A 20,564-nucleotide genomic window follows, 5' to 3' on the forward strand; every position below is an offset into this window, starting at 1 on the left:
ATCCGAGGCTCACGGCATGTCATGAACAGCTATGAGTCCTAGCAAGCGTCGCGTCGTACTCGGCCTGCAGCTGCTCCGAAGCCTTCGGTCGGTCTGGATTCGTTCGCGGCACTCCGAGGTGGATTTCCCTCAGTTCTCCCATGAGGTCGTCGACCAGCTCGGGTGAGTCCGCGAGAATGCGAGCCCGTACCGTCAATTCCGGTGTTGTGGCGCGATGATTCATTCCCCAGCTCCCGAGGGCGACCATCACTGGCACAACCTGGATGCCGGCCTCGGTGAGGGAATAGGCCACCCGCTGCCCCCTGGCGGCATCAGCACGGGTGAGCAGGCCTTCATCGACGAGCTTGCGCAGACGGTCGGCCAACATGTTCGAGGCGATGCCTTCATCGTTGAGAGTCAGCAGTTCACGGAAATACCGTCGACCGCCGAAGACGATGTCCCGGAGCACGATCAGACTCCACGAATCACCCAGGACCTCGACCGCAGCATTGATCGCACAGCCAGATCGCGGTTCGCTTCGCAATTCATTCTCCCAACTGGTTGCGTTCTACAATCACAGCATTCTACGCTGGGAGCAATTCTCGCTGACAATCACACCGGAGTGATCATGTTTCGTGCTCGAGTACACAGCCAATTCGTTTCACTCGACGGCTATTCCGCCGGTGACTACGTTACGTTCGACAAACCCATCGGGGATGCGCAAAGGCTCTTCGGCTGGTTCGACGGTCAAGGAATCGAGGGCATCGGCGACATCGATGCACCTGTGACCTTGGACCGCGCGCTCTTCGCGATGTGGGGGCAGGGCATCGGCGCCGAGATCATGGGACGCCAGAAGTTCGGGCCCCAGGAAGGGCCGTGGCCCTACGACGGATGGCGCGGCTGGTGGGGCGAGGAACCGCCGTTCAAGACTCCGTGCTTCGTGCTCACTCACCATCCCCATGAGGCAATGCACTTTCCCAATGGAACGAGCTTTCACTTCATCGATGCCACCGCGGAACAGGCTCTGAAACAGGCAAAGGAAGCAGCCAATGGTCTCGACGTGCGCATCGGCGGTGGTCCCTCGACCATCCGCCAGTTCCTCGCCGCAGACCTCGTGGACTTCATGAGTGTGGCAATCGTTCCGATCACACTGGGCCACGGAACCTCGCTGTGGGAAGGGCTGGGCGGAGTCGAAGACCGTTTCACCATCGAAACGATCGGTTCCTTAAGCGGCCTGACTCATCAGTTGTGGAACAGAAAAGACCGGGCGGGTTCGTCCTGAACCCGCCCGGTCTCTGCTCGATGAAGCCCGCTGCTACTTCACAGCCTCGGCGATCGGAGTGTCACCGTCATAGAAGTTCACGGTCTCACGGACCGCTGCTTTCTGGGAGATGACGTGCGTGATGACGTCGGCGACGAGCTCGCGTGAGGTGACCCGCGTGTCATCGCTGGGCGTCTGCCCCTCGACGTCTCCGGACGCGTCGGCCAACGTCAGGGCGCCCTTGGACGGTTCCAGGGTGAGTCCGCCGGGGCCGAGGACGGTGTAGTCAAGCGAACTTGCCCGCAGGTGTTCGTCCGCTCCGTGCTTCGCCTCCACGTAGGGGTAGAACGAGTTGTCCGGGTCAACGCGGTCGAGGTCGATTCCGGCGGTCGCATAGGACACGATGACGTAGCGGTCGACTCCAGCCTTCGCGCTTGCGTCAATCGATCTCTTGGCTGCTTCGAAGTCGACCGCTCGGGTCCGCTCGGGGTTACCACCACCGGCACCGGCGGAGAACACAACCGCCTTTGCCCCGGTGAAGAGTTCGGCGAGTTTGTCCGTATCTGCCGACTCGATGTCGAGGACGACGGCATTCGCGCCCGCGGCCTCCACATCGGCGGTCTGATCCGGGTTGCGGATGACGGAATCCACCGAGTATCCGGCTTCTTTGAGCTTCGGTGCGGCCATGAGGGCGATCTTGCCGTGTCCTCCGAGAATCACTACGCGGTCTGCATCAGACATGTATCTCTCCTTCGTCGGTGTGCTGGTGGTTCCTGCTCTCAGGACAGCCACAAATGCCAGCAGATTATTCCCACAGACGTCGCCGATCAGCGACATCCCTGTACCGTTGGGATATGAATTCGGTGGCGAATCGACTCATCAATGGCGAGGTTGAGGTTGTGCCGGCAACGCCCGATCTCTGGCCCCGGGTGGGCCGTGTCTACGGTCCTCGCGAAAAGAATCCCGACTCGTGCTGGTGCCAACGGTTCCAGCGGCACGCCGCTGTAGACAACCGGACTGCACTGCGGCGTGAGATCGAAGATTCGACTCTGCCGATCGGCCTGCTGGCCTTCATCGATGACGAGGCCGTGGGATGGACGCGGATCGTCCCCCGCTCATCTCTTCCCGGAATTATGGAGAATCGGGCACTTGCGCGGCTGTTGGACGATTCAGCTGATGCCTGGTGGGTCTCGTGTTTCGTCATCAGACGTGAACATCGGGGCAAAGGAATCGGCACGGCTCTTCTGCGCCGAGCTGCTGACTGGGCCTTTGACCACGGTGCAACGTGTGTCGACGGTCATCCGGTTGATATCTCAGCCCTCAGCGGCGCCCCCGCACCCTCAGCTGTATTCACCGGAACGGTGTCGATGTTCCAGGCGGCGGGATTCGCCGAGGTCGGTCGGACCTATCGAAGCCGTCCCGTCATGCGGCTACTCCGATCTGACGACGCGACGCGGTCGTGGACGACGCGGCGCAGGTGTGGATGATCATGGACCCGAAGGCACCTTCGATCGATCTCAGTTATCCGTTCACGGGCCGTTGGCTGGTACAGAACAGTCCCGCTGATCGGGTGCCCAGCCACGGGACGACGATGTTCGCCTCTGCATTCGCCATTGACTTCGTTCCCGTCGACGAGACCGGAAAGTCTGCACCCTACACTGTGGCGTCATTCTTCCGTTCGGAAGCTCCTGAGACTTTCCCCGGATTCGGAAGACCTGTTCTGGCACCGCTCGACGGAACGGTCGTGTCCACTGTTCACTCCGAAATCGATCATCTGGCACACCGGGGCCTGCCGTCCATCGGGTACGCGGCGAGTCAGCGTGGACGCGTCGCCGGCGGATGGATGTCAGCCGCGGGAAATCATGTGCTGCTCGAGTCCGGCGGGATCGTCGTGGCGGTGTGTCACCTGCAACAGGGCAGCATCAGCGTCCGGGCAGGGCAACGAGTCGGAGCAGGGGAGGTGCTGGGTCGGTGCGGGAATTCAGGCAACAGCACCGAACCCCATGTTCATCTGCAAGCCATGGACGGCAGGGACCCGCAGCGAGCTCACCCCGTCCCGATAGCCTTCGACGGAGTCCTGCCGCGTAACGGCACAGTCCTGAAGATGTGAATGACGAGCACTGCCACGCACGGTGCTCAGTTGCCCTGATGGCTACGGCAAAGCGAGTCCTGAGAGTCGAGAAGGAGCAGGTGCTCTAACCTGGTGACCATGCTTCGACGCCTTGCCGCCCGCGCGTTCTGGTTCCTAGGCCCTTGGAAACTGGTCACCGAGCCCGCCCCGAACCAACCCACCGTCCTCATCGGCGCCCCTCACACCTCCAACTGGGACTTCCCCGTCATGCTCGCCATCGCCTGGCGCCTGGGCATCGATGTGCACTGGATGGGCAAAACGAGCCTGTTCACAAGCTGGCGTGGACCGATCATGCGCGGACTTGGCGGCATTCCTGTCGATCGATCCGATCCCAAACGCGTCGTCGCCGAGGTGATCGACCGTGTCCATTCCGGAGAGGTCTTCGGGCTGGTCGTCACCCCCGACGGCACCCGCAAAGGGCACACCCACTGGAAATCAGGCTTCTATCGGATAGCCATGAAGACCGGGATGCCTGTGACGCTCGGCTTCGTCGACCGGACGACGATGACCACCGGGCTGGGGCCGACGATCGAACTGACCGGGGACGTGGCTGCAGACATGGACCGGATCCGTGAGTTCTACGCCGACAAGGCAGGCATTCGTCCCAAACATCGCGTCGAACCACGACTGCGCGAGGAATTCGAAACAGACTGAGCACATGGATGATCTGCGCGTGCCCGCCGGACCCGGGATACCTCACGGCCTCATGGTGCCCGGATCCGAGCTGAGCGAACAGTTTTCGCGGTCGTCCGGTCCTGGCGGACAACACGTGAACACTTCAGACACACGCGTGCAACTGAGCCTCGACCTCGGATCGACCACGGTGCTGACGGACGAGCAACGCGAGCGTGTCCTGCATATTCTCTCGCCCAAGCTCTCCGGAACAGTCCTCACCGTCAATTCCGAACACCAGCGCTCGCAGCTGCGCAATCGCACTGCAGCACGGGATCGACTGACCGAGCTCTTGAGAGAAGCGCTCGCTCCACCCGTTGAACGTCGGGCCACGAAACCGTCGCGGAACTCGCGCCGACGGCGGGCGCGAGCAGAGGGTCGACGCTCGGAGATCAAACGCAATCGCAGACGGCCCAGGCTCGACTGACCTTCCCACCGAATGACATGAGTGGCGACGAAGAGCACAATGGACCATATGAACAGCATCGAGATTCTCACCGACTTGGCCCAACGACCTGTCGATGCAGCCAAGCGTCTGCCGACGCTCACCGCCGAGCAGCTCAACGCCCACCCCGGCGAGCATCCCAATTCGATTGCCTGGCTGCTGTGGCACACCGGACGCGAAGTTGATGTCCAACTCTCCGACCTGACCGGTGACGAGCAGGTGTGGGAGAAGTTCCGGGATCGTTTCGCACTGGGAGAACTCGGTGACTCCGTCGGCCTCGGACACACCGCTGAGCAGGCCGCGGCGATTCGGGTCGAGGACCAGCAGCTGCTTGTCGACCATCTGGGGGCCACGCTGACAGCGCTGGGCCGCTACATCAGCGAACTGTCCGAAGCAGACCTGGACGACGTCATTGACGAGAGCTGGACTCCCCCGGTCACACGCGGAGTGCGCCTAGCTTCGATCATCGATGACGCCGCCGTGCATGTCGGCCAAGCCGCCTACGCCGCAGGTTCCCTGACCGCAAAGTAGCACGATGCTGGAGGTAGGTGAGCTCAGCGTATAGTCGAAGGTGGAGCTGACTCTGGTTCCCCGACGATGGGAGGCCGGATGACCGGCACCGCACAACCGACCACTGCCGCCACCACCGCCTCGGCGTCCGATGGGACACCTGGTACCGACCTACTCACCCTTGGCCTGCTCGCTGGCTCCTCGATGGAGAACGAACGGCGCCTCCCGCTCCACCCTCACCACCTCGACCGCATCGACCCCGATATCCGGGCACGGATGATCGTCGAACGAGGCTATGCCGAAGACTTCCAGCTCTCGCCTGGCTACATCGAGTCTCGTGTCGGACGCGTGGCCGAACGCTCCGAAGTGATCGAATCAGCCGATGTGCTGCTTCTGCCGAAGCCCCAGGCCGCAGACGTGGAGGCGATTCCCGAAAACCGCGTGCTGTGGGGCTGGCCGCACTGCGTGCAGGATGTGGCGATGGCGCAGACTGCGATAGATCGTCGGCTGACTCTCATCGCCTTCGAAGCGATGAACCATTGGACCCCGAAGGGAGATTTCAGCCTGCACGTGTTCCACCAGAACAACGAACTGGCCGGCTACTGCTCTGTCCAGCACGCGTTGAGCCTGACCGGCTCCACCGGTGACTATGGTCCGCGACTCAGTGCCGTCGTCATCGGGTTCGGAGCAACAGCGCGAGGTGCTGTGACCGCGCTGAAGGCCCAGGGGATCCACGACATCCAGGTACTCACGCAGCGAGGGGTCGCAGCCGTCGGGTCGCCGATCCACAGCGCACACATCACCCAGCTCAACACCGGCGATGGACCTGTCCACCTCAGCACGGTGGTCACCGACGCTGGCGATGTCCTGCTCCCGACATTCCTCGCATCGCACAACATCGTGCTCAACTGCACGCTCCAGGATGTCTCCTCGCCGATTACCTATCTGCGCACGGAAGATCTGAAGGAGTTCGCCCCGGGCAGTCTGATCATCGACGTTTCCTGCGATGAGGGAATGGGCTTCGAGTGGGCGAAGCCCACCGGCTTCGACAATCCGATGTTCACCGTCGGGCAAGGAGTCAACTACTACGCCGTCGACCACACTCCGTCGTACCTGTGGAACTCCGCGACGTGGGAGATCAGCGAAGCGATCATGCCCTATCTCCGCACAGTCATGGAAGGACCAGATGCGTGGTCACAGGTTCCCACGATCTCCCGAGCGATCGAAATCGACAATGGAGAGATCAAGAACCCGAGTATCTTGAGCTTTCAGGAGCGAGGACCTGAGTACCCGTACCCCAGAACCGTCGATATGAGCTGAGTTCGCAGCAGGACGTCACATGGTCGGTCGCAGGCTCTCCACGAGGATGCTCGCCCCCTGTTCCCCTGCCTTCGTCGGCAGGAGGGCATAGACGTGCAGTTGGCCTTCGCCTTCGTGCCACGTCACTGAGACTCCTGCTCCTCGTGCCTTAGTGCCGAACAGATTGGCGTCCGGGTTGAGCACGTCCCGAGTCCCGGTGAGGATGGTCAGCGGTCCAAGCCCGCTCATGTCACCGAATAGGGGGCTGACTATCGGATCCTCAATTTCATCGTCACCGCGCCATCTCTGGGCCAGGAGGCGACCTCCGGAACGGCCCAGCCACGGGTCGAAGGGCTGTACCGCGTCGATCTGCGGGTTCTTCCACGTCAGATCCAGCGCCGGCGACAGCAGAGTTGTGCCCGGCAGCTGTGTACCTTGGTCGCGCAGGTGCAGTGCTGCAGACAGAGCGATCTGACCGCCGGCGGAATCCCCGGCAAGACGTACCTGATGATCGGAGTCGAGCTCGGCGCGAATCAGGTCGACGACGCCATCGCGGGCTTCACGTGCCGTGCCGAAGGGCAGCAACGGATAGATCGGCACGATGACGCGCTGGTTCGTCTTTCGAGCGATGCGGGCAATGAGCCTCCAATGCTGAGGAACGATTTCGTTGACCCAGCCGCCACCGTGAACGTAGACCACGACAGCCTTAGGCCGAGCCCAGCTGGAAATAGGTGTCGATGGTTCAACGTCATAGACCGGCCATGCGCTCGGACCCGACAGTCGGCGGTTCACACTCACGCCTTCTAATCGTGAGGGCGGAGCGTAGGAGGCGGGTCGGACAAAACGCTCATCGATGCGTCGGTGCGCTCCTTCCTCGGTTACGAACGGCCGATTTGCCCGTGTCGCTTTGAGATAGATAGGGACGATCGATTCGGGAAGCAGGAGGCGCAACGGATTCCTTTCGCGCTCAGAGACGAAGCATGGCAGTCGCGATGTCTTCGGTCGCCCACTCAGGTATCTGTGTTCCCATATCCTCGAAGATCAGCGGCTGTGCTTCAGTGATCTCTGCGGCAAGTACTTCAGCATTGCCGACGGGAAAGAAGGGGTCGACTCGACCGTGGACGATCAGGCTCGGTATTCGCAGGTTGCGAAGGCGTTCTCGCCAGCGTGGTGAGCAGTCAAGTCTGGAGAAGACCATGCCCAGCTGATTCGCCTGGTGGACTGACGTATCCGATGTCGGGGTTCGGTCCCAGATTCGAGCGGCAGCTGCCCGGGCCTGCTCCGCGTCATTACCCAACAGTGCGGCGCCTTCGGCTGCGAATTCGGCCACGGCTCGACGGTCGGTCCAATCGGGTTCAGGACGAGAGAACACCGCCGACATCACGGTCTGATCATGATCGGGCAGGTCGTCATCGACAGGGCCCGGAGCAACCGGGCGAGTGCTCACCAGTGTCAGTGCCGAAATGTTCTCCGGGTGATCAAGTGCCGCAACCTGGGCGACCATGCCTCCGACACCGATGCCAGCTAGGTGGGCGGACTTCGCACCGAGGGCTGTGACGAGGTCCGCGGCATCATCGGCAAGATCACGCAGGTCGTACGTCGGGTTTTCCGGGTCCAACGTGGATGAAGCACCCGAGTCTCGGAGGTCGTAGCGAACGACTCTGCGCCCGGCTTCGGCCAGACGTTGGCACAGAGAATCGGGCCACGACAACATCGTAGTTCCACCGACGAGCAGCACGAGGGGATCGTCATCGCGGCCGAAACTCTCAACACCGAGATCGACGCCGTTCACTCTTATGGTGGCCATATGTGCACGGTAGCACTGCAGTCAGTCCAGCCCGGCCGCATGAAGCATCTTCTGCGCCACCTCCTGCACAAGAAGGCGGAGCTCCTCAGGATGTTCGATCTCCACCTTGCACCTCAGCGCCGCAATGGCCGGCAGGAGCCAATCAAGGTTTTCAACATGGAGCTCCGCCCGATACATCGGCGACTCATCTACGGAGTTCAGCTCCCCTCTTGGAATCATTCGCTCCAGTCGGGCAACACTGGCCGCCAATCGTGCTCGGATATGCTCCTCGGTTGCAAAGATGTGCAGGATGACATGCCACCGATAGTCTGCCTCGGCGAATCGTTCGAGGAGTCGGGACTTCACGTCAAGACGCTCTGCGGCTGTGAATGTTGCCGATGTCGTTCACACCGTGCGGATGCAGTCGACTCGGAACGTGCGTTCCTCATGCTTTTCCGTATCAAATGCGAGCAAATACCACTGATCCGAATGTGCGACCAAGCCATATGGGTGGATCAGACGTCGTGATGCGATTGCAGCGCTGTTCAGATATCGCAGTTCAAGAGCCTGCTGGTAATTGACGGGCTCAGCCAGCGTCAGCATGACGGCAGGATCAGGAGCGTCTCCCCTAGCCCAGATCGTTGAGTCGCGCCACGTCTCTGCGAATCGTACGATCATCGACGCCGAGGCGGTCAGCCAATTCGGAGACGGTTCGCAGTTGAGCGGACTGGAGCAGTTCGAGAATCTGCAAAGTTCGTCGATGCTGTCTGTTCTGGCCTCCGGGAATTCGTCGAGGCCTTCGTCAATGAACCCACCGACACGCCATGGGGTAACTGATCACTGCTGGTCAGAGACCTGGACGGTAGTCTGATCAGCTTCTTCACCCCGCTCATCGAGGAGGCGACTCACGACTGATTCGCGGATCGAGCTGATGATCTGTTGCCTGCAGAACCTCCACCTCGTGGCTATTGAAGTCGTTCGGATAGGTAGTTTTCTGCGATGCTGAGATGTCCATGGCTGCCGAGGGAGTTCTTCGCTTTCTGCGTGTAGGCGTGATTCGCGAGTGGAACCTGCACCGCCTGGACGTCGACTCCACGGTCTCGAGCTGTGTCGACCCATGCGAGCTGGTCAGCGGGTGCGATGACATCATCACGCATCGCGGTCATCACGAGCGTCTGCGGGGTGGTCTCAGTGATGTGCGCGGCGGAATTCACCGTGGCGTAACGTTTCGGGAATTTCTCGGGCGTACCGCCGGTGTAACTGGACGCGAAAATGCGCGAGCCCGTGCCCGCACCTGGGCCCGCAGGGGCGTTTGCGTAAAGGCCGGTCACGTCGAACGCAGGGTAGTCGGCGACGACTGCTGCCGGAACGGGAACCTCCCCACCGCACGTGGATTCAGCGTTGCCTTGAGCCGCGGCGCCGGCGGTGTTGGCGACCAAGTTGCCGCCGGAGCTCTCACCCCAGAACGCGAGACGATCCATATCTGCACTAAGCGTGTCGGCGTGGGTCTGAATCCAGGACGCAGCACACGCAACCTGCGAGGGCGCACTCTGCCAGGTCGGATTGTTCTTGTTCGCAAGTTCGTACTCGACCGACACAACCAAGTAGCCGTGGTCAGCAAGGGTGCGCAGCTCTGAACTCACTGCGTCAGGCTCTCCCGCGATCCAGCCGCCACCATGGACTACCATGATCGTCGGCGCCGGGCCTTTCGCACCCTCCGGCTCGTAGATCGATAAGGAGAGGTCGTCCCCCGAGCTGGACTTGTCGTACACCTCGTGTCGGTCTGGCGATGCTGCGTCCATTGCGGACAACCCGAACGCGGCGGTAAATAGGTTGACCGAGCCTCCGGCTGACGTGATGGCGCCGACGAGAACAATGACCACCGCGATATTCGTGACCGCGCCGACCCCGCCGAGCACTGTCACGACTGCACCTGAGCGCCGACGCCCCCTGCGCACAGCAACGATTCCGACGAGGAGCACGATCAGTCCGGCAAGAGCCACTATCGGTGCCACGGTCGGCGCCCACCGAGCCGCAAACGAACTTAGTGGCCCAATCCCGGAAATGAGTGATGCGAGTCCGAAGATTGCAACAATCATGCCCAGCAAGAGCGCGATGGCGATCACCACTGCCCTGAAAAGCTTCGCGAAGCCCCCTCGTTCCGAGTGCGGCAACGAGTTCGTGCTCTCGGCCATCTTCAGTCCTCAACTTTCGATCTTCCAGGTTGACACTCCACCTACATGAGATCTCATCGTTGCGATCATATGCTGACGCCAGCGGTCACTATAGCGCATGGGACTAGACCACATACGTGGGCGGGCACCCTTGCGCATGAGAATCTTCACAGCATCGTCAGACTAGGAATTGATCAAAAAGTGATCGACGACGCCAGAATCCATTTTCGAGTTCGAAAACGCTCATCCTGACGCTCGGGACCGACAGATTCAGACTCGCTGACACATGTATCGGACGTCGCCCGAGTACGGGCCATCCGGCCGTTCTCGCACCTGTTGGTGCGTCGCCGGCGTCCACTGGTAAAAAGTGAGCTCGATCCGTCTTAGACGGTTGAACCGGAATTCGACTTCGTGTTGAAACGAAAACTCCCCACGTTTCAACACGTGCGACCATCGGCTGCACGAACCAACATCACGAGTCGTCCGTGACGGCCCCAATGTCGCAGTTACGCGCGATGTGAGACGTTGATTGGCCCCACTCTCTGGCTCGAACGCGCGCTTGTCGCGCATCGAACGCTTTCTGATCCACGAATCTCTCCGAGATGTCCCACACGAGCGGATCGTTCGTCGGCTCGACGTTGAACCGAAGACACCCCGCTTCAGCGTTTATGACTTCGATATGTCGAGGAAAGTGATGGAGGACAACAGCAACCTCATCGCTGTCTGCACAGAGGAGAAGCCCATCGACTCCTACGGGGCTCACGCGACTTCCAGCGGTGTGATCTGGGCGAGCTGCTCTGCCACACGATCTTCGGTGAGCTCCAGCTCGTAGTGCGTCTGCTGGTTCAGCCAGAACTGCGGATCAATACCGAAATTGCCTCCCAGGCGAAGCGCAGTGCCAGCCGTTATCGCACGCTTGCCGTGAACGATCTCACTGATGCGGCTTCATCGAGTAACGTAACCGAATAACCTATCAACACGCTACTCCGGCCGGGCTGTGCCCGAGCCGCCGGTATACAGACCATTGGCTAGTGACTTTCACGTGGAGCCGGACTCCATAGGCTCGTTGTTCCAGCACGAGACTGCGCAGTCAGTCTTCGCGTTCGCTCGGGGTAGGAAAGGCCTCCCACCCGCCAGCCACGTCACCAACCTAACGGGTCAATACAGCGGAACTATCTTCAGACATTGAAACGGAACTCCACCGCATTCCGGTACAGAGCAACCTATGATGGAGTTCGGCTCGAACGCACCATGTCGGCGAACGGCATCACAAGTGTCAGTCATGAACCGATGTCGAGCGCCTTGCTCCACCCCACGTCCGCGAGGACCTGCTGCAGAGCGTCGGCGGCGCTCACCGTGGCATCGAATACTGACTCATCCAGGGCAGCGACCCGGTCTGCACTGCGATACCAGGACGCGACATCGGCGTCCGCCACCTCCGCGGCCAATGCCTTCGTTCGATGCCGTTCGAGCGTCTCGTCTAGGTCGAGTTCATAGCAGTAGCAGCGAGTCAGACCAGCATGATCTTTTCGCAGCTGAGCGAGCATCTCGCCATAGCTCTCGGAATGCAGGATGCCTTCGATCACGACGTCGAGACCGTTGTCGAGCGCGAACCGCGCCGACAGATCGATGTACGGCACGCTCAACGCACCCGGATGGTCACGAACATGGAGGACCTCTCGCCGAAGCACGTCATGGCCGATGATCGCCACGCCGCGCGGTCGCGCAGCTCGGATCGCCTGCGCCAAATGCGACTTCCCACTGCCCGAGTTCCCGCGGATGATGATCAGACGAGAACTCTCCGAGCCGGTCACCCCAGAGGTCATGCGACCTTCAGCGGCGTGATCGCAGCGACTTTGTCGCGCAGCGCTCGGCGCTCGAGCCGCAGTTCATAGTTCGACTGCAGGTTCATCCAGAGCTCCTCGGAGGTTCCGAAATACCGCGCCAGCCGGATCGCCGTGTCAGCCGTGATGCCTCGCTTGCCGTGCACGATCTCGTTGATCCGGCGCGGCGGTACTCCGATGGACACGGCCAGCTTGTTCTGCGTGATCCCGAGGCCCTCGATGAAGTCCTCCATCAGGATCTCTCCCGGGTGGATCGGCTCGATCAGGTCAGCCTCAGTGGTAGTCGACGAGTTCGACATTGTCCGCACCTCCATCTCTCCAGACGAAGCAGAGACGCCATTGCGCGTTCACGCGGATGATGTGCTGCCCGCGTAGATTGCCCACCAGCCGCTCCAGGCGGTTGCCCGGCGGGATCCGGAGGTCCTCGACATCCTTCGCCGCATGGATCAACTCGAGCTTCCGCAGAGTCGACCGTTGTACAGCCCGGTCGACACGCTTGACGTACTGCTCATGCCAGATGTGCTCGGTGTCCTTGTTGCCGAACGATCTGATCACGAGACCAGTCTATAACGGGCTCCGTCAATAACGCTAGACGTTAAACCGAAATTCGACCACGTCCCCATCGACCATCACATACTCCTTGCCTTCCATCCGGACCTTGCCGGCGGATTTGGCAGCGGCCATGGAGCCGTTGGAGTCGAGGTCGTCGAAGGAAACGACTTCGGCCTTGATGAAGCCCTTCTGGAAGTCGGTGTGAATGACACCAGCTGCTTCAGGCGCTGTCGCGCCCTTCGGAATCGTCCAGGCACGGGATTCTTTGGGGCCGGCAGTCAGGTAGGTCTGCAGACCCAGTGTGTCGAAACCGACGCGCGCCAGTTTGTCGAGTCCGGCCTCTTCCTGGCCTGTGGATTCCAACATCTCGAGGGCTTCCGCCTCGTCGAGCTCAGCGAGCTCAGATTCGAACTTGGCATCGAGGAAGATCGCTTCGACGGGCGCCACCAGCGCACGCATCTCGGCCTTCTTCTCTTCGTCGGCCAACACATCGTCGTCGACGTTGAAGACATAGAGGAACGGCTTAACGGTCATCAGCTGAAGTTCACGCAGCTCTGTGACGTCGAAGTTATCGGCCTGCATGGCCTGGTACAGGGTCTTTCCGCTCTCAAGGATCTCGACGGCGGAGTCGATCACGGTCAGCTGCTGTGCCGGCGCCCGCTTGCCCTTCACCTCTTTCTCGATTCGAGGTCGCGCCTTCTCCAAGGTCTGCAGGTCGGCCAGGATGAGTTCAGTGTTGATGGTGTCGATGTCATCTGCGGGACTGATTTTGCCCTCGACGTGGATGACGTCGTCATCGACGAACCCGCGGATGACCTGGCAGATCGCTTCCGCTTCGCGGATGTTGGCCAGGAACTGGTTGCCCAGCCCTTCACCTTCGGAGGCACCACGGACGATTCCGGCAATATCGACGAAGTCGACCGTTGCGTTGAGAATTCGTTCTGAACTGAAGATCTCTGCCAACCGGGTCAGCCGCGCGTCAGGCAACGGCACCACGCCGACGTTCGGTTCGATCGTCGCGAAGGGGTAGTTCGCCGCGAGAACTTGGTTCTTGGTCAATGCATTAAACATGGTCGACTTGCCGACATTGGGCAGTCCCACGATTCCGATAGTTAGAGCCACGGTAGCTAAGTCTATCCCGCCGCCGAGGTGCGGGTCTAAATCTCGCGTCAGTGCCGTCTGTCACGCTGAAGTCATGAATGCTTTCCCCACCACAGGACTCGTCATCGTCTTCATCCTGGCGATCATCATCAGTGCCGCCCTCGGCTTCCTTCTTGGTCGCGCACACACGCGTTCTCGCTATATCGAGCGACTCACGAGAGCGGAGACCACGTCCCGGATCCTCACCAATCGGACCGAGGATCTGGAGGCCGATGCGCAGATGGCCGGTGAGATCACCGCTGCCATCGGACCGCTGGCCGCAAGCGTCAACCATCTGCAGGAGAATCTGCAGGCTCAGGATCGAACTCAGCTTGAGCAGATCACTCGCCTCAACACTCAGATCGGCCATCTCAGTCAGCAGAATCTCCGGTTGCAGGAGTCGACGGGTTCACTGGCCACTGCGCTGAATTCGACGACTCAGCGCGGTGACTGGGGTGAGGTCCAGCTCCGACGCATCGTCGAATACGCAGGTCTCCTCCCCCATGTGGACTTCGAGACTCAGGTCAGCAGTGAGCGTGATGGCAAACGCCACCGCCCCGATATGACCGTCAACCTGCCCGGCGGCGGAACAATCATCATCGATGCCAAGACGCCGCTGTCAGCACGCATGGAGGACGTTGAGGCCAACGATGAAGATCATGCTCGAGCGCTGCTGCGTCATATCGATTCCCTGGCGTCCAAGGAGTATTGGAAGTCCTTCGACACCGCACCGGACTTCGTCGTCTGCTTTGTTCCCACGGATGGGCTGTTGTCTGCGGCAGCATCGACCTATCCGAAGATGATCGACCATGCTCTCGGCAAAAACGTTGTGCTCGCATCCCCAGCCACGTTGCTCGTCCTCCTCAAGACGGTCGCACTAAATTGGCGACAAGCGGATATGAGCACTTCGGCGGCCGAGGTGCTCAAGCTCGGCACCGAACTCTACGAACGCATCGGTACCCTGGTCACCCACGTGACGCGAATGGGGACGAGTCTCGATCGCTCGGTTCACGACTACAACCGCTTCGTCTCATCACTGGAATCGAGGTTCCTCGTCACGGCCCGGAAGTTTCCGTCAACGGGTATCGTCGCGACCGAACTCGATACAGTTGCTGAACTCGACTCACGCACCCGGGGAGTCAGCGCTGAAGAACTCACACGGCCACGCGTCTCGGGACATGATCCGTTTGCGACACAAGATCCCACCGAACTGAGACGCAGGCATACCGGTACCGACTAGACCTGGCACCGATCAGATCAGATCAGATCGTGGTCCCGGTCGGCTCCGTCGCGCTTATTCGATGTCTTCATCCCGGCGGCTTTGAGATCCTTGCGCAGTTCGCGCGGCAACGAGAACATTATGTCTTCCTCTGCCGTTACGATCTCCTCGACCGAGCCGAAACCGTACTCGGCCAACAATTTGAGAAGGTCCTGGACCAGCCCTTCCGGCACGCTCGCTCCTGAGGTCACGCCGACAGTCGCGACATCATGGAACCATGTTTCGTCGACCTCACGAGCGAAGTCGACGCGATGCGCGTCCTTGGCCCCATGTTCCAGAGCAACTTCAACCAGGCGTACGGAGTTCGACGAATTGGCTGAGCCGACAACCAGAACCAGATCGGATTGCGGGGCGATCTTCTTCACGGCCACCTGTCGGTTCGACGTGGCATAGCAGATGTCGTCGCTCGGCGGGGCCTGCAGGTGGGGGAACCGTTCACGCAGGATATCGACAGTCGCCATCGTTTCGTCGACACTCAACGTCGTCTGTGACAGCCAGACTAGTTTCTCGGTGTCTGCGATCTCGACGGTCTTGGCTTCTTCAGGATTCTGGATCAGAGTGATGTCATCGGGAGCCTCGCCCATCGTACCCTCGACCTCTTCGTGACCGGCGTGGCCGACAAGCAGAATGTGGTAGCCATCGCGGGCGAAGCGCACGGCCTCGCGGTGGACCTTCGTCACCAGTGGACAGGTCGCGTCGATCGTGGACAGTTCACGTGCGGCTGCCTCGGCGTGCACCGCAGGAGAGACACCGTGTGCTGAGAATACGAGGCGCGCACCTTCCGGAACCTCATCGGTTTCGTTGACGAAGACGGCGCCGCGTTCGGAGAGAGTGTCGACCACATGGCGGTTGTGCACAATCTCCTTTCGCACGTACACGGGAGCACCATAGTGCTCGAGTGCGCGCTCGACGGCGATCACTGCACGGTCAACGCCGGCGCAGTATCCGCGTGGGGCGGCCAGAAGCACCTTCTGGTCAGCACCTTCAGGCGCCCGGATGTCCTCCGGAGCAAGACGCTTGCGCGGAATGGTGGGCATGGGTACAGATATGGCAGTCACAAGCTCAGTTTAGGCCGGGGACATGAACAACGGCTACAAAGGTGAAGCAATCCACATCACACACCTACCAACCGGATCCCGACCCCAACCGCTGGAGCTCCTGCGCGGCGATGATTCGTCATGTCACCACCGTTCGTTAGGGTGGTGGATTGGAAGGGGAGACAATATGGCGCAACGAATTTCCGGTACTCCCGGGACCCTCGGCGAAACGGTCGACGCTCAGGAGTTGGCGGCGACAGCAGGCGAGACGACGGCAGAGAACCCGTGGCCCCTGAGTCTGCTCTCGAGCAAAATGAAGTCCTATATCGATCGCATGTCGAGCGTGTGGATCGAGGGACAGGTTGTCGAACTCAATCACCGCGGCAAGGCCAGCTATCTGACTCTGCGCGACACCGATGTCGAAATGTCGCTGCCGGTCCAGATCTGGAAGAACGTACTCGACCGCACTGGGGCTCCGCTGTCTGAGGGCAGCCATGTCGTCGCCAACCTCAAAGCAGACTTCTGGACCAAGACCGGTCGCCTGACCATGCGGGCCAATGACATCCGGGCCGTCGGCCTCGGCGAGCTCCTGGCCAGGCTCGAGCGACTGAAGAAGCAACTCGGCGCAGAGGGCCTGTTCGACCCGAATCGGAAGAAGCGTCTGCCGTTCCTACCCAATCGGATCGGCCTCATCACCGGCAGAGACTCCGATGCGCAGAAGGACGTCGTTCGCAACGTCACCCTGCGCTGGCCGGCCGCCGAATTCGAAATCCGCAACTGCGCTGTCCAGGGACCCGACGCCGTTCCCGGTGTGATGAAGAACCTCGCCGAACTCGATGCCGACCCGCAGATCGACATCATCGTCATCGCTCGCGGGGGCGGCAGCATGGAGGACCTGTTGCCATTCTCCAATGAGGCACTCGTTCGCGCCGTGTCTGAGGCGAACACTCCCGTTGTGTCGGCAATCGGCCACGAAGCCGACCGTCCGATCCTCGATGAGGTCGCAGATATGCGAGCATCGACGCCCACCGATGCGGCCAAACGCATCGTTCCCGATGTGGCCGAGGAAGCGATGAATCTGCTGCGCGCTCGGGCTGAACTCGATGCCGCCGTCAACCGGATCATCGACCGGGAGCAGGAGATGCTCACCGCAGTCCGATCACGCCCTGTCCTTGCTGAGCCTCAGACCATGGTGGCCGCGCACGAAGAGCAGCTGCGGCTGGTGCGTCGACGCAGCCTCCAAGCGACCACGACACGCATCGTGCAGGCACAGACGGAGATCAGCCATCTTCGTTCACAGGCACGGTCACTCTCACCACTGCGGACTCTCGAACGCGGGTACGCCGTCGTCCAAAACGACGAGGGTCAGGCCATCCGAGACTCGGCCGAGGTGGACACCGGCGCCGGTGTCCACGTCCGTGTCGCTCGCGGACGCTTCGACGCCGAGGTGACAGCTGTGCAGGAAAATACCGAAGACAACCACGCCTCAAAGCAATAGCAGCACCTGGCCCAACCACACCGCAACACTCACAACTCACCCGATCAAGCCACGGAGGACGTAATCATGACAGAACCAACAACCGGGCAGAACCAGGCCGACATCAATTCCCTCAGCTACGAACAGGCTCGTGAAGAATTGGTCGGAATCGTCAAACGACTCGAGGCTGGAAATCTTCCCTTGGAGGACTCGCTGAGTCTGTGGGAGCGTGGCGAGGCTCTGGCCGATCGTTGCCAGGGGTGGCTTGATGGTGCTCGTGAACGTCTCGACAAAGCGCGTGAGGAATCTTCAGACGAGGAAGGCTGAGCCTCACTTGAGCTGTTTGGAAACCTGTTTGGCGAAGAAGTCGATGGAATCGGGAGTCGCGATTGCGGTGATGACGACGAAGTTGTCGCCCTTTCCGGTCACCCAGTATTCCTTGGCGTCTGCGGTCCTATAGATCTGGTAATCCAAGCCGCCGGCGGTCACTGTCTCAGCTGCAACTGCATCGCCGACTTTGCTTTTGGCCCATTTCTCCGTGGCTTTGGCTTGCTCGATGCTCACCCATTGCCGCTCGGTACCGACGAAGGACATGTACCAGGATGTGCGGTCCGAATCGCCCACACGATCAAGGCTCGCCTCGTTCGATGTCCATCCGCTCGGAATTTTCGGCACGATGAGGTCGAACTCGGCGCTGTCCTCCGACTGCTCGGCAATCGTCTGGTAGTCGACCACACGCTGCGGGTCGACCTCTGGTTGCGGTGCGATCAGCAGCACCACGGCAACGACTGCGAGGCAGGCCAGGATCGCAATGATCATGTTGACCCAGTTCGAGTTCTTCCGTAGGAAGCGCATCTCTTCCCTGGACCCCGGGAGCATCACTCCGGACTCGTCAGCCATTGGCACTCCCTCGGACCCGGCATCCGCGTGTGTCACGGGCGCCTGCGATCCCACAGCGTAGGTATTGGATTGGGCATTCACATCGCCATTGTCCTCGGGGTTGGTCCCCAGGGCCAATCCTGGACGGGCATTCATGACAGAGACCACAACGACGGCGCGAAATCGTACCGATGTCGGCACCGAACGTGCGGGGTGGCACAATTGGACTTATGAGTGACTCCAATGAACCTGCTGCCGTGAAATCTCATCATGACCGAGGCCGAGTGGATGCCGAGGCTCCTCCCGTCACCGTGACGGATGCCTGGTCCCAGAAAGCACAGGTCGGAGCCGACGCTCCCGACCGCAACCTCGCTCTCGAACTCGTCAGAGTCACCGAAGCCGCTGCCATCGCAGCTGCCCCTTGGGTGGGTCGCGGCGATAAGAACGCCGCCGATGGTGCCGCTGTTGCCGCTATGCGCAACGTCATCTCAACCGTGCGCATGGCCGGACGCGTCGTCATCGGCGAAGGTGAGAAGGACGAAGCACCGATGCTCTTCAACGGCGAACAGGTCGGCGACGGCGAAGGCGCTCACTGCGATGTGGCTGTCGACCCGATCGACGGCACGCGTCTGACCGCCCTGGGCATGCCCAACGCGATTTCGGTCATGGCCGTCACCGAAGATGGCGCCATGTACGATCCTTCAGCTGTCTTCTACATGGAGAAGCTCGTCACAGGTCCTGCCGCCGCCGACGCGGTCGACCTGCGCCTGCCGGTGGCAGAGAACATCCGTCGCGTCGCCAAGGGCAAAGGAACGAACGATCCTGCCTCGGTGACCGTGATGATCCTCGATCGTCCGCGCCACCAGAAGATGATCGATGAGATCCGTGCGGCTGGAGCACGCATCCAGCTCATCACCGACGGCGATGTCGCCGGCGCTATTGCCGCCTGCCGCCCGGGAACCGGTGTCGACATGCTGATGGGCATCGGCGGCACCCCTGAAGGCATCATCACCGCCTGCGCGATCAAGGCACTGGGCGGAGTCATCCAGGGTCGCCTGTGGCCACAGGACGATTCGGAGCGTGAGGCCGCGGCCGCAGCCGGGCTCGACGTCGACCAGGTACTCAACACCGATGATCTCGTCACCGGTGACAACAGCTACTTCGTCGCCACCGGCATCACCAACGGTGATCTGCTTGACGGTGTGAAGTTCGACGGCGGACATGTCACCACCCACTCTCTGGTCATGCGCTCCAAATCGGGCACCGTGCGTTCGGTCTTCGCCGAGCATCAGGCTGCGAAGACCCATTCCTATGTCGAAGCTGCCGAAGAGGCTGCTCGACGCGGACTCATCTGAGCCTTCGCTTCTGATCTCCATCGTCCGTCACCATCCATCACTGTCGACACCGGACCCCACCGACTCGACCCTCTGATCTCACCCACCGGAAGTAGGTTCTTGACCGATGCCGAACGAAGCATGGAAACGTCTGCTCGAAGGAAATCATCGCTTCGTCGACGACGTCCCGAAACATCCCAATCAGGACACCGCACGACGTGAGGCACTGTCGAACAATCAGATGCCCTTCGTCACGCTCTTCGGCTGCTCGGACTCGCGAGTTGCCGCTGAGATGATCTTCGATGTCGGTCTCGGCGACATGTTCGTCGTGCGCAACGCCGGACAGGTCGTCGATCCAGTGACGCTCGGCTCTCTTGAGTACGGGGTCGAAATCCTCGGCACTCCCCTGCTCGTCGTGCTCGGCCACGACAGCTGCGGTGCGGTCACAGCTGCGTATGACTCCTACGATTCCGGAGAGACTCCCCCAGGGTTCATCTCCGATGTCGTGGCACGGATCCTGCCGACTGTGGCCAGGGCCCGTAAGAACAACCGCAAGACTGTCAATGAGACGGTCACGCAGAACACCATGGACACGGTGGAGAAGATCATGCAGCTCTCTGCAATCATCTCCCGGGCAGTCGACGAAGGTCGCCTCATCATCGTCGGCCTGACCTATCAGCTGCACGACGGTCGCACCACGGTCGTCGCACAGCACGGAGGCGACGAGGACGCGACTTCGACCTTCGCGTCCTGATCCTGGCTGCA

At 60.9% G+C, this 20,564-nt stretch carries 25 protein-coding genes and 1 pseudogene; 12 read left to right on the forward strand and 14 right to left on the reverse strand.

Features of this window, described 5'->3' with window-relative positions:
* Positions 1–19: 19 nt before the first annotated feature.
* Complete coding sequence (locus INT29_RS03255) at positions 20–523, reverse strand: winged helix-turn-helix transcriptional regulator (RefSeq protein WP_193070718.1); 504 nt, start codon at positions 521–523, stop codon at positions 20–22.
* Positions 524–607: 84 nt separating this feature from the next.
* Here INT29_RS03255 and INT29_RS03260 point away from each other — a divergent pair, with 84 nt between their 5' ends.
* A complete protein-coding gene (locus INT29_RS03260; protein WP_101569838.1) occupies positions 608–1,261 on the forward strand; it encodes a dihydrofolate reductase family protein in 654 nt (217 codons plus the stop codon).
* Between the two features lie 33 nt (positions 1,262–1,294).
* Here the strand turns inward: INT29_RS03260 and INT29_RS03265 are convergent, their stop codons facing one another.
* Complete coding sequence (locus INT29_RS03265) at positions 1,295–1,981, reverse strand: SDR family oxidoreductase (RefSeq protein ID WP_101569913.1); 687 nt, start codon at positions 1,979–1,981, stop codon at positions 1,295–1,297.
* A 113-nt stretch (positions 1,982–2,094) separates the two neighbouring features.
* Between INT29_RS03265 and INT29_RS03270 the strand changes: the two genes are divergently transcribed.
* The 6 genes from INT29_RS03270 (at position 2,095) to INT29_RS03295 (ending at position 6,318) form a co-directional block, all read left to right on the forward strand.
* A complete protein-coding gene (locus INT29_RS03270) occupies positions 2,095–2,727 on the forward strand; it encodes a GNAT family N-acetyltransferase (protein WP_101569837.1) in 633 nt (210 codons plus the stop codon).
* Between the two features lie 2 nt (positions 2,728–2,729).
* Positions 2,730–3,350: a M23 family metallopeptidase gene (locus tag INT29_RS03275; RefSeq protein ID WP_308298049.1), complete on the forward strand. Its 621-nt coding sequence runs from the start codon at positions 2,730–2,732 to the stop codon at positions 3,348–3,350.
* Positions 3,351–3,449: 99 nt separating this feature from the next.
* Positions 3,450–4,025, forward strand: coding sequence for a 1-acyl-sn-glycerol-3-phosphate acyltransferase (locus tag INT29_RS03280; protein ID WP_193070719.1), 576 nt, complete (start codon positions 3,450–3,452; stop codon positions 4,023–4,025).
* Between the two features lie 4 nt (positions 4,026–4,029).
* Complete coding sequence (gene arfB, locus INT29_RS03285; protein WP_101569834.1) at positions 4,030–4,470, forward strand: alternative ribosome rescue aminoacyl-tRNA hydrolase ArfB; 441 nt, start codon at positions 4,030–4,032, stop codon at positions 4,468–4,470.
* Positions 4,471–4,518: 48 nt separating this feature from the next.
* Complete coding sequence (locus tag INT29_RS03290; protein WP_193070720.1) at positions 4,519–5,019, forward strand: mycothiol transferase; 501 nt, start codon at positions 4,519–4,521, stop codon at positions 5,017–5,019.
* Between the two features lie 78 nt (positions 5,020–5,097).
* Positions 5,098–6,318, forward strand: coding sequence for a N(5)-(carboxyethyl)ornithine synthase (locus INT29_RS03295; protein WP_193070721.1), 1,221 nt, complete (start codon positions 5,098–5,100; stop codon positions 6,316–6,318).
* A 15-nt stretch (positions 6,319–6,333) separates the two neighbouring features.
* Here the strand turns inward: INT29_RS03295 and INT29_RS03300 are convergent, their stop codons facing one another.
* The 10 genes and pseudogenes from INT29_RS03300 to ychF form a co-directional block, all read right to left on the reverse strand.
* Positions 6,334–6,996, reverse strand: a complete 663-nt coding sequence (locus INT29_RS03300; RefSeq protein ID WP_319020826.1) for an alpha/beta hydrolase fold domain-containing protein — start codon at positions 6,994–6,996, stop codon at positions 6,334–6,336.
* A gap of 268 nt (positions 6,997–7,264) precedes the next feature.
* Positions 7,265–8,104, reverse strand: a complete 840-nt coding sequence (locus INT29_RS03305; RefSeq protein ID WP_193070723.1) for an alpha/beta fold hydrolase — start codon at positions 8,102–8,104, stop codon at positions 7,265–7,267.
* 21 nt (positions 8,105–8,125) lie between these two features.
* Positions 8,126–8,761 (reverse strand): annotated as a pseudogene (locus INT29_RS03310) (helix-turn-helix transcriptional regulator).
* On the reverse strand, positions 8,712–8,834 hold the full coding sequence (locus INT29_RS20540) for an HTH domain-containing protein (RefSeq protein WP_226841569.1): 123 nt from the start codon (positions 8,832–8,834) through the stop codon (positions 8,712–8,714). The pseudogene INT29_RS03310 and the gene INT29_RS20540 overlap by 50 nt, the downstream one beginning before the upstream one ends.
* A 214-nt stretch (positions 8,835–9,048) precedes the next feature.
* On the reverse strand, positions 9,049–10,278 hold the full coding sequence (locus INT29_RS03315) for an alpha/beta hydrolase (protein WP_193070724.1): 1,230 nt from the start codon (positions 10,276–10,278) through the stop codon (positions 9,049–9,051).
* A 738-nt stretch (positions 10,279–11,016) separates the two neighbouring features.
* On the reverse strand, positions 11,017–11,196 hold the full coding sequence (locus INT29_RS03320) for a helix-turn-helix transcriptional regulator (protein WP_193070795.1): 180 nt from the start codon (positions 11,194–11,196) through the stop codon (positions 11,017–11,019).
* Between the two features lie 341 nt (positions 11,197–11,537).
* The gene (locus INT29_RS03325; RefSeq protein WP_193070725.1) at positions 11,538–12,083 is read right to left on the reverse strand and encodes a kinase; all 546 of its coding nucleotides are present in this window, start codon (positions 12,081–12,083) and stop codon (positions 11,538–11,540) included.
* Positions 12,080–12,400 carry a HigA family addiction module antitoxin gene (locus INT29_RS03330; protein ID WP_193070726.1) on the reverse strand — a complete coding sequence of 107 codons (321 nt, stop codon included), beginning with the start codon at positions 12,398–12,400 and terminating at the stop codon, positions 12,080–12,082. The genes INT29_RS03325 and INT29_RS03330 overlap by 4 nt, the downstream gene beginning before the upstream one ends.
* Positions 12,375–12,656, reverse strand: coding sequence for a type II toxin-antitoxin system RelE/ParE family toxin (locus INT29_RS03335; protein ID WP_193070727.1), 282 nt, complete (start codon positions 12,654–12,656; stop codon positions 12,375–12,377). The genes INT29_RS03330 and INT29_RS03335 overlap by 26 nt, the downstream gene beginning before the upstream one ends.
* A 33-nt stretch (positions 12,657–12,689) precedes the next feature.
* Positions 12,690–13,775, reverse strand: a complete 1,086-nt coding sequence (ychF, locus tag INT29_RS03340; RefSeq protein ID WP_101569829.1) for a redox-regulated ATPase YchF — start codon at positions 13,773–13,775, stop codon at positions 12,690–12,692.
* A gap of 73 nt (positions 13,776–13,848) precedes the next feature.
* Here ychF and INT29_RS03345 point away from each other — a divergent pair, with 73 nt between their 5' ends.
* Positions 13,849–15,033, forward strand: coding sequence for a DNA recombination protein RmuC (locus INT29_RS03345; protein WP_193070728.1), 1,185 nt, complete (start codon positions 13,849–13,851; stop codon positions 15,031–15,033).
* A 17-nt stretch (positions 15,034–15,050) separates the two neighbouring features.
* Here the strand turns inward: INT29_RS03345 and INT29_RS03350 are convergent, their stop codons facing one another.
* Positions 15,051–16,109 carry a 4-hydroxy-3-methylbut-2-enyl diphosphate reductase gene (locus INT29_RS03350; RefSeq protein ID WP_193070796.1) on the reverse strand — a complete coding sequence of 353 codons (1,059 nt, stop codon included), beginning with the start codon at positions 16,107–16,109 and terminating at the stop codon, positions 15,051–15,053.
* A gap of 187 nt (positions 16,110–16,296) precedes the next feature.
* On the opposite strand from INT29_RS03350, the gene xseA reads away from it, so the two are divergent.
* Positions 16,297–17,607, forward strand: coding sequence for an exodeoxyribonuclease VII large subunit (gene xseA, locus INT29_RS03355; protein WP_101569826.1), 1,311 nt, complete (start codon positions 16,297–16,299; stop codon positions 17,605–17,607).
* A 66-nt stretch (positions 17,608–17,673) separates the two neighbouring features.
* Positions 17,674–17,913: an exodeoxyribonuclease VII small subunit gene (locus INT29_RS03360; RefSeq protein ID WP_101569825.1), complete on the forward strand. Its 240-nt coding sequence runs from the start codon at positions 17,674–17,676 to the stop codon at positions 17,911–17,913.
* Positions 17,914–17,916: 3 nt separating this feature from the next.
* On the opposite strand, the gene INT29_RS03365 is transcribed toward INT29_RS03360, so the two are convergent.
* Entirely contained in the window at positions 17,917–18,621 is a 705-nt protein-coding gene (locus tag INT29_RS03365) for a DUF4245 domain-containing protein (protein WP_226830638.1), read from the reverse strand.
* A gap of 74 nt (positions 18,622–18,695) precedes the next feature.
* On the opposite strand from INT29_RS03365, the gene glpX reads away from it, so the two are divergent.
* Both glpX and INT29_RS03375 read left to right on the forward strand, forming a co-directional pair.
* Entirely contained in the window at positions 18,696–19,820 is a 1,125-nt protein-coding gene (gene glpX, locus INT29_RS03370; RefSeq protein WP_193070729.1) for a class II fructose-bisphosphatase, read from the forward strand.
* Positions 19,821–19,926: 106 nt separating this feature from the next.
* A complete protein-coding gene (locus INT29_RS03375; RefSeq protein WP_101569823.1) occupies positions 19,927–20,553 on the forward strand; it encodes a carbonic anhydrase in 627 nt (208 codons plus the stop codon).
* The last annotated feature ends 11 nt before the right edge of the window (positions 20,554–20,564 follow it).

The organism is Brevibacterium sp. FME37 (genome assembly GCF_014897485.1).
Lineage (GTDB): Bacteria > Actinomycetota > Actinomycetes > Actinomycetales > Brevibacteriaceae > Brevibacterium.